General features: G+C 64.4%; 12 protein-coding genes. 4 read left to right on the plus strand and 8 right to left on the minus strand.

What is annotated here, in order from left to right; genetic code table 11:
* Nucleotides 1–299 precede the first annotated feature (299 nt).
* The 4 genes from V5279_RS34175 to V5279_RS34190 are packed head-to-tail and all read right to left on the minus strand — an operon-like array spanning nt 300 to nt 5,563.
* Entirely contained in the window at nt 300–1,736 is a 1,437-nt protein-coding gene (locus tag V5279_RS34175) for an MmgE/PrpD family protein (protein WP_338691446.1), read from the minus strand.
* Nucleotides 1,737–1,752: 16 nt separating this feature from the next.
* Nucleotides 1,753–3,207, minus strand: coding sequence for an MmgE/PrpD family protein (locus V5279_RS34180; protein WP_338691447.1), 1,455 nt, complete (start codon nt 3,205–3,207; stop codon nt 1,753–1,755).
* A complete protein-coding gene (locus V5279_RS34185) occupies nt 3,197–4,243 on the minus strand; it encodes a PdxA family dehydrogenase (RefSeq protein WP_338691448.1) in 1,047 nt (348 codons plus the stop codon). The genes V5279_RS34180 and V5279_RS34185 overlap by 11 nt, the downstream gene beginning before the upstream one ends.
* A 6-nt stretch (nt 4,244–4,249) precedes the next feature.
* Entirely contained in the window at nt 4,250–5,563 is a 1,314-nt protein-coding gene (locus tag V5279_RS34190; protein WP_338691449.1) for a cation:dicarboxylate symporter family transporter, read from the minus strand.
* Between the two features lie 141 nt (nt 5,564–5,704).
* Between V5279_RS34190 and V5279_RS34195 the strand changes: the two genes are divergently transcribed.
* A complete protein-coding gene (locus V5279_RS34195; RefSeq protein ID WP_338691450.1) occupies nt 5,705–6,694 on the plus strand; it encodes a LysR family transcriptional regulator in 990 nt (329 codons plus the stop codon).
* A gap of 26 nt (nt 6,695–6,720) precedes the next feature.
* Here V5279_RS34195 and V5279_RS34200 read toward each other — a convergent pair whose 3' ends face one another.
* The 4 genes from V5279_RS34200 to V5279_RS34215 are packed head-to-tail and all read right to left on the minus strand — an operon-like array spanning nt 6,721 to nt 11,788.
* A complete protein-coding gene (locus V5279_RS34200; protein ID WP_414645867.1) occupies nt 6,721–7,926 on the minus strand; it encodes a M24 family metallopeptidase in 1,206 nt (401 codons plus the stop codon).
* A gap of 7 nt (nt 7,927–7,933) precedes the next feature.
* Nucleotides 7,934–9,346 carry an MFS transporter gene (locus V5279_RS34205; RefSeq protein ID WP_338691451.1) on the minus strand — a complete coding sequence of 471 codons (1,413 nt, stop codon included), beginning with the start codon at nt 9,344–9,346 and terminating at the stop codon, nt 7,934–7,936.
* A 28-nt stretch (nt 9,347–9,374) separates the two neighbouring features.
* Nucleotides 9,375–10,157 (minus strand): alpha/beta hydrolase, encoded by a 783-nt coding sequence (locus V5279_RS34210; protein WP_338691452.1) that lies wholly within the window; start codon nt 10,155–10,157, stop codon nt 9,375–9,377.
* 11 nt (nt 10,158–10,168) lie between these two features.
* Nucleotides 10,169–11,788, minus strand: coding sequence for an FAD-dependent monooxygenase (locus tag V5279_RS34215; RefSeq protein ID WP_338691453.1), 1,620 nt, complete (start codon nt 11,786–11,788; stop codon nt 10,169–10,171).
* A gap of 109 nt (nt 11,789–11,897) precedes the next feature.
* Between V5279_RS34215 and V5279_RS34220 the strand changes: the two genes are divergently transcribed.
* From V5279_RS34220 to V5279_RS34230, 3 genes are all read left to right on the plus strand, one after another.
* Entirely contained in the window at nt 11,898–12,794 is an 897-nt protein-coding gene (locus tag V5279_RS34220; RefSeq protein ID WP_338691454.1) for a LysR family transcriptional regulator, read from the plus strand.
* Between the two features lie 274 nt (nt 12,795–13,068).
* Complete coding sequence (locus tag V5279_RS34225) at nt 13,069–14,436, plus strand: aromatic ring-hydroxylating dioxygenase subunit alpha (protein ID WP_338691455.1); 1,368 nt, start codon at nt 13,069–13,071, stop codon at nt 14,434–14,436.
* The gene (locus tag V5279_RS34230; protein ID WP_338691456.1) at nt 14,436–14,951 is read left to right on the plus strand and encodes an aromatic-ring-hydroxylating dioxygenase subunit beta; all 516 of its coding nucleotides are present in this window, start codon (nt 14,436–14,438) and stop codon (nt 14,949–14,951) included. Before V5279_RS34225 ends, V5279_RS34230 begins: the two co-directional genes overlap by 1 nt.
* Nucleotide 14,952 lies beyond the last annotated feature (1 nt).

Consider the following 14,952-nt stretch of genomic DNA (forward strand, 5'->3'; position numbering starts at 1 on the left):
CACTCGTAACTAGGACTAATTCCGCGCTGGTGGCCTTATCTGTTGCGCAAAAGCGTTAAGCGCTCATTAAGCGCCCGTGCGGCTGTTCGGCACGTGCCGGGACCGGCTGACCAGGGCCGCCAGATCCGCGACGATTTGCTTCAAAGCCGATCGTGAAAGCAATCATGGCAGATTTGGTGCGCTCTAAGGCTCCTGCCATTACGTTCTGCCGCGGGCCCATCAAGGACATCGATCGCTCATTCGGTCCTGCCTGGCCCGATCCGGCGTCTCCTCCCTTGTTCGCGCAGCCACCAGCCTCTCTAGGCCGTCACCAATGGCCTCAGCTTGCCGATGTCGTCGATCCGCTCGAGATTGCCGATCTGCTCGATCAGCGTCTCGGTCTTCTCGCTGCCCAGCACCGGCGCGATCAGGTCCCGCGTCTTTGCCGCCACGGCTTCCGTGCTCACCGGGCTCTCCCTGGTGCCCGGCGGATATTTGGTGAAGTGATCGACCTTCCTGCCGTCGTTGAGCGTCACCTCGACAACCGCGCCGCGCGGCGCGGCGGGGTCCATCAGCGCCTTGTCGCCGGCCAACGTCACCTTGGCGCGTTGCTCGAGGATCTTCGGGTCATGCATCAGCGCGGCGTCGTGGCTATCGTTGAACGACACCGCCCCCTTCACCAGGGCGACGGCCACAAGGTGCTGGCAATTGACGTCCGGCATCGCGCTCTCGCCGACGATTCCCATCGCATCGCTCGGAAGCTTGACCAGAATGCTGCGCACGTTGTCCGGTGTGAGGCCATGCTGCTTGCGCAGCGTCAGCGTGGCATCCAGCGGCGATTGAATGGGATAGCCGACCGAAAAGGTCTTGATCGCCGTCTCGGTAACGTAGAAGCGGCTACCGAGATCCTTCACCATCTCCTCCGGCTTCGGATCGGTCGAGAGCGCGATGAAGAGATTGTGGGTGCCGTCGAGCACATCATCGACGCCGGTCAACCCGGCGCGGACCATGTCGACGGCCATCACGCCGTTGCGCGCGCCCATGCCCGCGAAGTCGAACGCCTTCTCGACATGGTCGTGATCCCTAACCCAGCTCCACAGGCCGGAGACCTGCTGCGACGAATAGGAGATCGCATAGCGCATCCCCTTCTCGTCAAGCCGCGCCAGCGACGCGGCGGCGCCGAGCGCACCGAAGGTCGACGAGGTTCCTTCGGCACTTCGATGCGAGCCACGCACGAGATCCGGCCCCAGCGCCATCAGCAGGCGGCGGCACAGGTCGTAGCCGAGCGCGACGGCGCGCATGACGTCCTGCCCACTGCGATGTTCCCGCTCGGCAAAGGCGAAAGCTGCCGGCACGACCGAGCATCCCGGATGCGCCTTGGTGACGGGCTCGAAGTCGTCGGTCTCGTCGGCGTGGGCGCACATGGCGTTGGCCAGCGCTGCGTTGACCGCCGTGGTCCGGAAATCGGATCCGACGACGGAGGCCTGGGCATCGCCGCCGAGGCTGCGGACATATTTCAGCGCCATGATGCCCGGATTCATGCGCGAGCCCGACACCATGGCACCGAGCGTATCGAGAATGCGGTGCTTGCAGGCCAGCACCGCCTGCTCGGGCAGCTCCTGATCGCGCGCGGCGACCATGTACCGCGCCAGCCGTTCGGTGACGCCCGGGCCCGCCGCGCGCACCGGGCGGCCGCCGGCGGCGGCCATCGCGGCAACCGAAGCGGCGGATTGCAGGAAACGGCGGCGTGACGGCATGCTGCTTCCTCCGCGATCAGGCCGAAACCGACATCTTGGCAATGTCCGCCGCGTTCGGCAGGCTCTCGACATTCCAGCAAGCATCCATGACGCGCCGGATCATCGCGGCGGGAATGATGCCGTCCGCGAGGTCGGAGAACTTGGTCTCGAGCTGCTTGTCGCTCATCGGCACCTCGACGCTGCCGATCGCGTGCTCGATGAAGCGGTTCAGCTTGCGTCCGTCCTTGAGCACGATGGTCAGATCGACCTGCTCCGGCTTGATGCCGGGCGTGATCGCCGGCACAACCTTGCCCCGCAGCGCGACGATGGTTGGATCGGTCACCGCGCGATCGCTGAACTGCTTCTCGCCGCCGGCACCCTCGACGATCGCGACCGCAACGGCATGGTAGATGCTGAACTTGCCTTCAAGCCCCTGCCGCGGCGTCTTCTTGCCGGTGAGCTCCAGCACCAGCGGATGGACCTTCAACTCGACGCGCTCGATCTGGTCCGCGGTCACCTTGTTCTCGTTGCGAAGCTGGATTGCCGCGTCGATCGCAGGATGCATCACGATCCCGCAGGCGAACGGCTTGTAGGTATTCAGCGCCGCCTCGTAGCGCTTGCCGAGGTCGCCCAGGATCTCGTTGTAATCCTGCTTGGTGCTGATCGTATTGGCCCAGCCGCGCTTGGCTTCGATCATCGCGTCGGACGAGGTGAAATTCTTCGAAGCCAGAATGGCGGCGAAGATGCCGCTGGACGCGGCGCGGCCGGGGTTAAAGCTCTTGTTCATGGAGCCGAAGGACTCGCGCAGGCCGACCGGCTGCGACGCCGCGAGGCCCAACGCCCAAATCATCTGCTGCTCGTTCAGCTTCAACAGCTTGCCGACGGCCGCCGCCGACCCGAACACACCGGCGGTGCCGGTGATGTGCCAGCCGACATTGTAATGGTTCGGATAGACCGAGTTACCGATCCTGCATTCGGTCTCGACGCCGAGCACCAGCGCGTTCAGGAACTCCTTGCCGGAGACCGGCTGCATTTCCGACAGCGCAAGGATCGCCGAGGCGACGGGACCGGCGGGATGGATGATGGTCTTCAGATGCGTGTCGTCATAGTCGAAGATGTGGCTCGACACGCCGTTGATGAAGGCCGCATTCATGATGTCGAACCGCTCGCGCCGCCCGAACAGCGAGGCCTGCTGCGGACCCGAGAACGGACCGAGCGCGGCGACCGCAATGTCGACGGTCTCGTGATGCGATCCGCCGATGGCGACGCCGACCCAGTTCAGGAGCGTCCGAACCCCCTCCTTGCGGACATTGGCCGGCAGCTCGTCATAGCTCGCGGTGACGAGATAATGCGCAAGCGCGCGGGTGACCTCCTTGGGCGGCGCGGCCGCCGGCGCTGGCGCGGAGGCTTGCGCGAAGGCCGCGCTGCTGCCGACCGCCGAGAGCGGAAGCGCGGCGGCGGCCCGGATCAGGGTCCTGCGATCAGTGGGCATGGGATGTCTCCAAAGACTTCGTCGAGGATTTCATCGAGGCCAACTGCGCCGCGAGGCGGACGGCGCTTTCGAAGGCGCCGGTCTTCGCGACGCCCTGGCCGACAATATCGAATGCCGTCCCGTGCGACGGCGTGGTGAACACGGTCTCGAGCCCGGCCGTGACGGTGACGCCGCGGTTGAAGCCGCGCAGCTTGGTCGCGATCTGGCCCTGGTCGTGATACATCGCGACGACGCTGTCGAACTCGCCGGCAAACGCCCGGACATAGACCGTATCCGCGGGATAAGGTCCGCTGCAGGCGATCCCTCTCTTCGCGGCCGCTTCGACCGTCGGGCGGATCAACTCGATCTCGTCACGGCCAAACAGGCCGCCCTCGCCGGCATGCGGATTGAGCGCGGCCACCGCGATACGCGGCCTGGCGACGCCGGCCCTGCGCATCATCCGGTCGACCAGCTCGATCGCATCTGCGATACTTTCCGCATTGATGCCGTCCAGCGCCTCGCGCAGCGACTGATGTCCGGTGACCCGCGACATCCATTGGCCGTCGAGCACGTTCATCTCGGAGAAGTAGCTCTTGTGCCCGAGCAGGTTCGCGAACATCTTGTGTTCGTCGGGGAATTTCCAGCCGCCGTCGAACATCGCCCGCTTGTTGAGCGGCGCGAATGCGATGGCGTCGATCTCGCCGGCCCTGGCGAACTCGATCGCGCGCGACAGCGTCTCACCGGTCAGCCGGCCGGACTCGGCGTTGGACTTGCCGAGCGGAAATCTCGCGGGATCGGTGTTGCCGAGATCGACGAGCTGCACGGTGCCCTGTCCCCAGCGAGCCGCCTTGGGCGAGCTGATCCGCTCGACGTCAAGCTTCACGCCGGCATGTGCCATGCCCATGTCCAGCACACGGGCGTCGCCTATCACGACGAGGCGCGCAGCATCGCTGAGCCGGTCGTCGGAGAGGATGCGCGCGGTCTGTTCGGGGCCGATACCGGTGCAGTCACCCGGGGTCAGCGCCACGATCGGCAGTTCATTTGTATTGGTAGCCATGGGTCCTTACTTTGCTGTCTGGATTTGAGCGGAAGACCGAGCCCAGTCTTCGCTGTTGAATTCGCCATCCCATTTCGCGACCACGATCGCGGCCACGGCGTTGCCGATGGTATTGGTGATGGCCCGCGCCAACGACATGAAGCGGTCGATGCCGAGCAGCAGCGCCAGTCCTTCCGCGGGCAACCCGGCCGCGACCACGGTCGTCGCCAGCGCCGCGAACGCGCCGCCGGTGACGCCGGCCGCACCCTTGCTGGTGAACAGCATCACCACGAACAGGCTGAGCTGTTGCGCGGCCGTCAGCTCGACACCGTAGACCTGGGCGACGAAGATCGTGCTCAGCGGCAGCGTCAGCGCGACGCCGTCGAGATTGAAGGAATAGCCGGAAGGAATGACGAGGCCAGCCACCGCCCGCCCGACACCCGCCTTCGGCAGTTTCTCCATCATCCCGGGGATGGCGGTCTCTGACGATGAGGTGCCGAGCACGACGAGCAGCTCGGTGCGCAACAGGCGCAGCAGGTCCATCAGGCGAACACCCGCGATGCGGCAGATCGTGCCGAGAACGACGAAGATGAAGAACGCCATCATCGCCCAGGCCGTGCCGACCAGAAGCGCCAGCGCATAAAGCGTGGTGGCACCGAACTTCGCGATCGTGAAGGCCATGGCGCCGAAGGCGCCGATCGGAGCCAGCGCCACCACGACATGGACGACGCTGAAGACGAGCTCGGTCACCCGCTCCAGGCCCGACCGCAGCGGCGGCGCCTTGTCGCCGAGCAGGACAAGGCCGATGCCGCACAACAATGCGAGCACGAGCACCTGGAGCACGTCGCCGCTCGCGAACGCGCCGACAAAGCTTTCCGGCACCATATGCTGGATGTAGGCCGACAGCGATCCGACATGGGCTTGCGCGTAGCGGGCAACCGTCTCGGCCTGCTGCGTGGTGGCATGGGCCACACCCGCGCCGGGCTGGACCCAACGCACCACGACGAAGCTGAGCAGCAGACACAGGGTCGTGACGACCTCGAAATAGACGAGGGCCTTGAGGCCGATCCGGCCCACCGCCTTCATGTCGCCGACCTGCGCAATGCCGGTGACCACGACCAGGAAGATCAGCGGCGCGATCGTCATCTTGATCAGCGAGATGAAGATATCGCCGAGCGGCTTGAACTCGACGGCAACAGCCGGGAACAAAGCGCCGAATAGCGCGCCAAGCGCGGCACCGGCCACCACGAGCACATACTGCTCGCGCCAGAGCGGCTTGCGCCGCCGCTCGGACGCGGGCCTCGAGACGGACTCGGACAGCGGAGTTGTGGCGACCTGCAATTCGTTTCCCCCAAAAGTGTGTTCGCGCCATGCCGGATCTGGATGGCGCCTTGTTCTGGTTTTGCGATGGCGCTTACATTGGACCAGCAGCCTGTCCGGCGCTAATGCCGTATCGGCATGATTTGAGGACAAAACGTCATTATGGACCTGATTTGGCTGGAGGATTTCCTTGCGATCGCCGAGGAGGGCGGGTTCTCGCGCGCCGCTGAGCGCCGCCATGTCACCCAGCCGGCGCTGAGCCGCCGGATCAAGGCATTGGAGGGATGGCTGGGTACACCGCTGTTCGAGCGGAGCACCCATGTCGTGACGCTCACCTCCGCCGGGCAGAGCTTCCGTCCGATCGCGGAGGATGTGCTGCGCAGAGTCCTGAACGGCCGGGAGGAGGCACTGGAGGCGGCGCGCCTGAAAGCCGAAACCATCCAGTTCATCGCCACGCACGCGCTCTCGCAGTCGTTCTTTCCGGACTGGATACGAAAGACGGATCGTGCCCGGACCGGTTCGGCGGTGCAACTCGTCGCATCCAACTTTGGCGGGTGTGAAAGACTCCTCCTCGAAGCACAGGCGCACTTCCTGCTGACTCACTATCACCCAACCCTCGTCACACGACTGGATACGGATCGCTTTCAACGCATCGAGCTGGACACCGACGTGCTGGTTCCGATCAGCGCACCGGCTTCCAAGCACACGCCGCGAGGTGGCCGCCGACGCAAGCCGATGCCTCGCTATCAGTTGCCAGGTTCCACCAAGGCTCCGCTGCCCTACCTTGCCTACCATCCAGGATCGGGTGTGGGACGGATCGTCAACTCGTTCCTTGCGGCAAAGGAGCCTGCGGCCGTTCTCGTTCCGAGTTTCTCGGCGCCAGTGATGTTGCTGGTCGACATGGCGCGTGAAGGCCGTGGCATCACCTGGGCGCCCCGCAGCCTCGTTCAGCGCGAGCTGCAGAGCGGCCGGCTGCTAAGAGCAGGCGGGGAGGAATGGGACATTGCGATCAGCATTTGCCTGTTTCGTTCCCGATCTCGCCTCACCAACGCGGCTGAAAGTTTCTGGAACGGGATCAAGAAGCAACGCAACGGTTACCTCGAAGCCGCGGCGCACACTCCCGGCATCGCACCGAAACAGTCGCGCAAATGACTGGCGAGATGGCCCTGATCGGCCATCTACGCGTTGGAACGCGTCGCATTCCATTCCCGGCCATGGTCACCGGGGGCTTCCCAGCCCGTCTCGGAGACGATCAGCGTGTCCTCCAGCTTGATGTAGCCGCGCGCCGGATGCAGCAACGCAGTTTCGACCGAAATCACCATCCCGCTTTCGAGCGGCCGATCGGCATCGTACGGCGAATAAGGCACCGGGCCGGTCGCGGTCAGACGCGGCGCTTCATGACTGACTAACCCAATTCCGTGCGCGGTGTAGTCGAGCACGGCACGATGGGGAGACGATTTGACGGCGGCCTCGCCTGACGCAATCACGTCGCCACCCATGGCGCCCGGCCGGATGACGCGGCGCGCGGCCTGCTGGATGTCCTCGATCTCCTGCAGCAATTCGCGAAGCTCGTTGTTGGGCTCCCCCAGGATGCCCATGCGGCTGAGGTCGCCGATATATCCCCGGTAGTTTCCTCCGGAATCGATCGAGATCACATCGCCCTCCGCAAGACGCTGACTCGACGGCGCACGGTTGTGGCTCTTTCCCGCGGCGATCAGGCAATACTCGAAGACGAGGTCGCGTTCCTGTTCCTCGCGCCGCAGGCGAGCGACGACATCGTTCTTGGTCATACCTGGTGCACAGATCTTGAACGTCACCAGCATCGCATCGACGACCCGTTCGGACGCTTCCCTGATCAGCGCGAGTTCGGCGGGAGACTTCACGGCACGAAGGCGTTCGAGCGTGAAGTGGGCCTCGCGGAGCTCGACCTCGTCGAGGCCGGCGATCAGATGATCCCTGGCGTCAGCCGGCAGAAAGCCTGCCTCGACGCCGACGCGCCTTGTCCCGCCCCCGAGCTTCCGCACATGATCGATCGCAAGCCCGATCGCATCGATCGTGCCCCAACTGCCGGTTTTGACAATCGGCGCCGCTATCCGCCCAAGTTCATGCTCGAACTTTTCCATGCCGTTCCCGATGTAGATGGAATTGTCTGGATGTCCCTTCTGATAGACGAACACCGGCAGATAGCGGCTGGTGCCGATCGCCTCCATGACGTCGAAGAAGAAGCAACGATAGCCACCAAGGAGATATTGCACATTGTGCCGCGAGGTCGCGATCAGCACGTCAATGCCCGCCTCCTCCATCAGCCGATCGAGTTTTGCGGTGTTGAACGGCGCCGCTGTTGCGATCGGTTCGAGCGCATTGTCCATGGTCTGACCTTCCATCTTCCACTCACGCTGCCGTTTTTGCCGCCAGCGGCTTCGCTGCAGCGTTTGAACCGGCGTTTTCACCAAACAGGGCCACCGGGCGCCCATGCGGCTCGACGCCGAGGAAAGTGAAGGCAAGCCCGATCAAGAGGCCCGCGCCGGCAAGAAAGAAGAACGCCGGCCTCACCGCCGAGGCGGTCGCGCCTGGATGCACCAGATTGTCCGCACCGGCGATCAAGGCGAGGCACAGCGGCCCGACGATCTTGCCAACCCCGTTTGCGAGCTGGGCAAGGCCGACCGCACGTCCCGAAAGTTGCACCGGAAAGATCTCCGCGGGATAAGGCCCGATGTTCGAGAACCCGCCGTCGAAGAACACGGCGCCGACAATCAGGAACACCAGGAACAGCGGGACCGAACCGGCAAAGTCATTGTGAAAATAGGCGGCCAGTGCCAGCGAAACGGCGGTGCCATAGCCCATCAGCTGGCCGCAGGGCTTGCGGCCGATCCGATGCGCCAGGAACGCGAAGCCGGTGCGGCCAAGGACACCGGCGAGGCTGACGTAGATGAACATCTTTGCTGCATCCTGCGGCGCGACGCCGAGCAGCAGCGCCACGATCGTCGGTCCCCACAGGAAGACGCCGTAGTTCGCCGTGCTGGCGCCGAACCAGATCAGGACCGTCAGCCAGAAGCGCCGCTGTTCGGCAAAGAGATCGGCAAATGTCGCGGAGTTCGCCGGCGGCAGCGTGGGCAGGACGAACGCATCGCCGCCGACCCGATAGAGTTTTCGGATACTCGCCTGCGCCTCGCGCACGCGGCCCTTGCTGATGAGCCAGCGCGGCGATTCCGGCATGATGATCATGGTCAGAATCCCGAGGATGATCGGCAAGAAGCCGACTGCCGCCAATCCGCGCCAGCCAACCAATGGCAGCAGGAAGCTCGCCGTGACCGACGCGGCGAGCACGCCAAAGGCGACCGGAACGACCACGAGGCTCGTGACCAGCGTGCGGTGGCGGGTCGGCGCAAATTCGACGATGGCAGGAACCGCCGCTGCCGCGCCGGCGGCAAGGCCGAAGCCCACGAAGAAACGCAGGATCGCAAAGGCAACCCAGCCGTCCTCCGGAATCAACGCGATCGCGCCCGAGCTCACGCCGCAGAGCATGACGCCGGCAACCGCCAGCGGCTTGCGCCCGAAGCGATCTGCGAGCGATCCGGAAGCGAACGCCCCGAGCATCGCCCCGATCCCGGCGCTCATCAGCATGATCGAGGTTTGCCCGAACGTCAGATGCCATTTCGGCGCCAGCACCGAGACCAGAAATCCGACCACAAAGAAATCGAAGAAGTCGACCACGCCGGTGACGGCGAAGATGATGATCGATAGCCAATAACGCGTCGTCACCGGCGCCTCGTCGAACGACACTGCGCTCACTTGCTCAGCCATGGTCTCCCCCTGTCGTTGTCAAGCCGTCTTATTGTTTTGAATGCAGAAATGCTGTCACTGCCTCCGCCACCCGCTCGGGGGCCTGGATCGACGCGACGTGGCCGACGTCCGCGATGGTCTTGGTCTCAACGCATGCAAGATCGCAGGCGAGCGCAAATGTCTCGGCATTCGGGATCAGCCGGTCGTCGCTGCCGGCCAGCAGGAGCGTCGGACGATCGAAGTTGGCCAGATCGGCGGCGACGGGCTGCGCCAGCAGCGCGCCACGCCGCGCCTTCTGGCCGTCGTCGCGGCTCGAGCCCCGGAAGATGTCGATCAGTTCGGGCCGCGCGCGCAGGTAATCCGGCGGAAAGAAGAACTCCGCAATCTTCGGTGCGTTGGCTATGGTGTCCGCGCGGTAGGACGCGAGCGTGCGGAACGCAGCCGCATTGACGTCGAGCGGACTCTTGTTGACCTTCCAGGTGCTGCTCAGGATCAGGCGGTCGATCCTGCCGGGATGCCGGGCCGCCAGCATTTGCGCGATCAGGCCACCCAGCGAGGTTCCCATGACATGGGCATGATCGTAGCCAAGCCCCTCGATCAAGGCCGCGGCATCATCGGCCAGATCGGCCAGCGAATAGGGCGACGGAGGATTTCTGGTGGCGCCGGAATCGCGCTGGTCATAGGCGATCACGGTGAAATGCGCGGCCAGCAGAGGCGCAAGGCCGTCGAACATCGAATGATCGGCCTCACCGCCATGCAGCAGCAGAAGCGGCTCACCACGTCCGGTTTTCTCATATGCCGTGACGACGCCATAGGCTTCGAACGATTGCATTGGAGCCCCCGCTAATGCAGCAGCGTTGAAAGCGCGCCGGCCAATTCCTTCGCCGGATCCGACGGCAGCCACGGCATGCGCCACGCCACATGCCCATCGGGGCGCACCAGCACGGCGCCGCGCATGCCCAGCTGGAATCCGTCCGCCGGGTCGGCCGCCGGCAATTGCTTCAACGCGAGCGGCAAGCCGGTCTTCTCGGAGACTTGCTTTCCTGCCTCCAGCCATTCGCTGCCGAGCGGCCCCGTGACGACGGTGAACTCCTTGTCGAACCAGTCGAGCGTCGATTTCTTGCGCGACGGTTCGAGCCACATATGCGGAAAGCGCGCGCCGGGACGGTCCGTCGGCGTGTAGTAGCGGGAGTTCAGCGCCTTCGCGACGGTGCCATCGGGGATCACCGCGCCCTCCTCGTAATTGTGGCCGAGGTTCTGGCCGATACTGTGCAGATGATTGTCCATATCGTTGATCCAGAACTTGATCCGGTCCGGATTCCGCGATCGCACGGCGTCGTCGGTCAGCCCAAATCGCAACCTGTTCCCATAGCTGAAATTGGCATTGGACTGCGCGATCGGGCGGCGCTCGCTGGAATAGCTGTCGAGCAACTTCTCATCCGCCAAGCCCTTCAGCACGAAGGCAAGTTTCCAGGCGAGATTGTGTGCGTCCTGAACGCCGGAGTTCAGGCCAAAGCCGCCGGTCGGCGGAAAACGGTGCGCGCAGTCGCCGACCAGAAACACCCTCCCCTTCCGAAAGGTCTCGGCCACCTGCATGCTGACGCGCCAGATCGAGCGGTTCAGAAGCGTGACATCGAGGTCGGGAATGCCGACATGGCCGCGCGCGATCTCGATGAACTCCTGGTCGGTCCACGGCCGCTCGCGATCGTCCTTGGTCTGGCCGATTTGGGTCACGGTCAACCAGCGATCCCTGCCATTGGTGTTCAGGATGCCGGCGCGCGGCAGATCGGGCCTGTCCGGGATGATGATGAAGCCGGCGGCCTCGCGCGCGATCGGCAGCCGCGACAGGTCGGCACGCCAATACTCGTTCGACATCACCGCCAGCGTGGGCGGTCCGACCATGTCGATCCCGGCGCTGCGTCGGGTCTGGCTGCCGGCGCCATCGGCGGCGATCAAATAAGTCGCCGTCCACTGCGTCACCTCGCCGGTCTTTTCGCAACGTGTCGTGACGCTGACGCCGCTGTTGGTCTCCTCGAACGATTCACAGGCGGTGTTGAACAGGACCGTGGCGTGTTTGGACTTCTCTACCACCCGCAGAATTTCTTCCTCGACGGCGTCCTGGGCGACGAGGCTCTTCCAGGCGGGGGTATGGCCGACATTCGGTTCGGGACGGGTGCGGCCGAATTCGTGACCTGCGATGCTGTCGAGGAACACGAACATGTCGGAATTGTCCTGCAGGCCGCGGTCGCGGATCGCCTGCTCGATCCCCCACTGCCGGAAGATCTCCATGGTGCGGACCCAGCAGCCGCGCGACTTGGGATGATCTGTCGTCGTCGGGCTCTTCTCGACCACCACGCAGTCGATGCCGAAGCGATCGAGCAGCAGTGACATCGCAAGGCCGACCGGCCCGCCGCCGGCGATGAATACTGACGTCTGGCGTGCCTCGTCGGTGGCGATACCCATCCTCGTCTCTCCTCCGTTTGATCGTTGGCAGGAGACTGCTCTCTTTTTGGTATCTCACAAGAATACGTTTGATATGGTATCCATCTCGATTTGAGATGGAGCCCTCATCATGGACTTGCGGCAGATTCGCTATTTCGTCGCCGTCGCCGAGCGTGGCGGCTTCGCCGCCGCAGCGAGCACGCTGAATGTCGCCCAGTCGGCGCTCAGCCGCCACGTCAAGGAACTCGAGAACGAATTGGGCGGCGCGTTGCTCGAGCGCGGTGCGCGCGGTGTCTCCGTCACCGAATCCGGCAAGGTGCTGCTCGCGCGAGGGCGCTGGCTGCTTGGCACAATCGACGACATCAAGGCCGAAGTGCGCACGGAGAACCGCGAGCCCAGCGGTACCGTGCGGATCGGCGCGCCACCGAGTCTCGGCGACATCCTCTACGCACCGCTTGCCCAGATATTCGTGAAGCAGTTTCCGCGCGTGCGGCTGGAGTTGAGTGAGGGCCTGACGGAGAACGCATCCGACCGCCTGTTACGGGGTGAGCTCGATCTGGCGATCGTGACGACGCCCTCCCCCAACGATCACCTCGACTATGAAACGCTGGTTGTCGAGCAGGTGTTCCTGATCGGTCCGTCGCGCGATCCGCTGCTGAAGCGCGGCAAACTCACCCGCAAGGAGTTCGACGCCCTGCCATCGGCTATCGCCCCGCTCAGCCGCAACCCGTTCCCGTCGACCATGCTCTGCGCAGTACGGGTCGACAACAGCACCCCAATGAAGCGCATGGTGGCCTCGGGCCTCGGCTATGCCTTGCTGCCCTTCTCCGGAATTCACCAGGAAGTGGCTGCAGGAAGCCTTTCGGCGGCGCTGTTGCCGTGGATGCGCGCCGAGCGCGTGCTGGCGCTGCCGCGCGGGCGGCCGGTCAGCCGGGCAACACGTGAAGCGATTGCCGCGCTGAAGAAGATCTGCCGCGCCCTGATCGATGAGGGAATTATCCTGACCGCGCCGGCGCGCAAAGCCTGAGCGCTCCTCACCACTCCGGACGACCTGCTCATTCCGCACTGCGGCCGTCCGGGCAGGCCACGTTTGCTGCACCACCGCGTCCAACTCCGGTCTCGGCGAACCAATCGGCTTGACGATAGTTGTCATGACAACTATAGAGTCGTTCCAAGATTGGCGATCAAGCCGGCTATTCCCGCTGCGAAGGACGGGAGCCGTGAAGCTGCAATGATGCCGCGGGCGACCTCGGGTTCGTCCGCTCCTTGCGCATCCGGCGGTACGTCGAAGGGAGGACGTGATGAGCGCTGCTTCGCAGAACCATGTGCTGAGCGAGATTTCTCGGCTCGTCGACGACCGGCCTGCCGAGCGCGTCTTCGAGGTCGATCGCCGGGTCTTCACCGATCCCGCCGTGTTCGACGCCGAGCTACGCCATATCTTCGAGGCCACGTGGAATTTCATCGGCCTGGAATCCCAAATCGCTCGGCCCAACGACTTCGTCACCACGCATATCGGCCGGCATCCGATTCTGGTGATGCGGGGCGCCGACGGAAAAGTCGGCGCATTCCTCAACACCTGCCGGCATCGTGGAACGATCGTCTGTCCCTTCAAGCAGGGCCGGCAGAAATTCCACGTCTGCCGCTATCACGGCTGGGCCTACGATTCGAGCGGCCGCAACATCTCCGTGACGGAGGAAGCGAGCGGGCAGTATCCGCCGTCCTTCTCGAACCAGAACCATGACCTGCTCCCGGTTGCACGCCTTGGCTCGTATCGCGGCTTCCTGTTCGCGAGCCTGTCGGCCGACGTTCCGCAACTGGAGGAGTTTCTCGGCGACACCCGCGCCTTCCTCGACCTCATCATCGATCAGAGCGACAGCGGCGAAGTCGAGTTCGTGCCGGGCGCCAGCACCTACACGTTCGACGCAAACTGGAAGCTGCAGTTCGAGAACGGTCTCGACTACTATCATTTCGCGACCACGCACAGCTCCTACGTCGATATCCTGAAGAAGCGCAATGCCAGTGCCGGACCGGACGCCGGCTTCACTGCGGAGCCGGAGGGCGAGCAGGAAGGCCAAGGCAGCTTCAGCTTCGATTACGGCCACGCCGTGAACTGGTCGATCAAGCGCACCCAGCTCTATGGCCGGCCGCTCGGCATGGATACGGCACGTCTGGATGCCGTGCGGCAGCGCGTCGGCAGCACCCGCGCCAAATGGATGCTTCGCCAGCGCAACCTCACGATCTTTCCAAACCTGCAGGTCATCGACATCCTGTCCGCGCAGGTGCGGACCTGGCGGCCGCTGGCGCCCGACAAGACCGAGATGGTGTCGCATTGCCTGGCTCCGGTCGGCGAAAGCGCCGCGGCGCGCACGCTTCGGATTCGCAATTACGAGGACTTCTTCAACGCTTCCGGGCTCGCAAGCTCGGACGACAACGTGATGTATGAGTTCTGCCAGACCGGCTACGACGCGGCGACCGCGCCACCGACGCAAGGCTATCTGCGCGGCATTGCAGACGTCGGCCGCGGCGAGAGCGCGCATGCAAGCGAGCTCGGCATCACCCCGTCCGAATGGTCGTTCGGCCCCACCAGCTTCGGCGGCGAGACGAACTTCCATCCCGGCTACCGCGAGTGGCGCAGGCTGTTGCGGCACGCCGCGGGGGAGACGGCGTGATGGCAGCCGCTGCAATCAGGGAAACGGATGCCCACGCGATCGCATCCGCGACCATCTTCCGCGAGGCCCGCCTGCTCGACGCCGGCGAATGGGCCGATTGGGTCGCGATGTACTGCGAGGATGCCGTCTACTGGGTGCCGGCATGGCTCGACGAATACAGCACCACCAATGATCCCAACACGCAGGTCTCGCTGCTCTATCACCATGCCCGGCGTGGCCTGGAAGAGCGGATCGGGCGCATCGAGTCGCGCAAATCGATCACCGCGCTGCCGCTGCCGCGCACGGTGCACCAGATCTCGAACCTGGAGGCGTCCGAAGCCGGACCTGAGCAGATCATCTGCCACGCGGTGTTTTCCGTCCACGTCTACGACCCGCGCGTGCCAAAGGAGCATCTGCGCCACGGACGCTATCAGCACACGCTGCGACGTGAAGGCGAGACCTGGAAGATCGCGCGCAAGATCATCACGCTGGTCAATGACCGCGTCCCGACCGTTCTCGATTTCTACAGCATTTGAG

Source organism: Bradyrhizobium sp. 26S5, assembly GCF_036923295.1.
GTDB classification, from domain to species: domain Bacteria; phylum Pseudomonadota; class Alphaproteobacteria; order Rhizobiales; family Xanthobacteraceae; genus Bradyrhizobium; species Bradyrhizobium septentrionale.

Excerpts from the sequence above, each read along its gene's own strand:
- V5279_RS34175 (WP_338691446.1), bottom strand. The coding sequence starts at position 1,736 with ATGCCGTCACGCCGCCGTTTCCTGCAATCCGCCGCTTCGGTTGCCGCG.
- V5279_RS34180 (WP_338691447.1), bottom strand. The coding sequence starts at position 3,207 with ATGCCCACTGATCGCAGGACCCTGATCCGGGCCGCCGCCGCGCTTCCG.
- V5279_RS34185 (WP_338691448.1), bottom strand. The coding sequence starts at position 4,243 with ATGGCTACCAATACAAATGAACTGCCGATCGTGGCGCTGACCCCGGGT.
- V5279_RS34195 (WP_338691450.1), top strand. The coding sequence starts at position 5,705 with ATGGACCTGATTTGGCTGGAGGATTTCCTTGCGATCGCCGAGGAGGGC.
- V5279_RS34200 (WP_414645867.1), bottom strand. The coding sequence starts at position 7,926 with ATGGAAGGTCAGACCATGGACAATGCGCTCGAACCGATCGCAACAGCG.
- V5279_RS34205 (WP_338691451.1), bottom strand. The coding sequence starts at position 9,346 with ATGGCTGAGCAAGTGAGCGCAGTGTCGTTCGACGAGGCGCCGGTGACG.
- V5279_RS34210 (WP_338691452.1), bottom strand. The coding sequence starts at position 10,157 with ATGCAATCGTTCGAAGCCTATGGCGTCGTCACGGCATATGAGAAAACC.
- V5279_RS34215 (WP_338691453.1), bottom strand. The coding sequence starts at position 11,788 with ATGGGTATCGCCACCGACGAGGCACGCCAGACGTCAGTATTCATCGCC.
- V5279_RS34220 (WP_338691454.1), top strand. The coding sequence starts at position 11,898 with ATGGACTTGCGGCAGATTCGCTATTTCGTCGCCGTCGCCGAGCGTGGC.
- V5279_RS34225 (WP_338691455.1), top strand. The coding sequence starts at position 13,069 with ATGAGCGCTGCTTCGCAGAACCATGTGCTGAGCGAGATTTCTCGGCTC.
- V5279_RS34230 (WP_338691456.1), top strand. The coding sequence starts at position 14,436 with ATGGCAGCCGCTGCAATCAGGGAAACGGATGCCCACGCGATCGCATCC.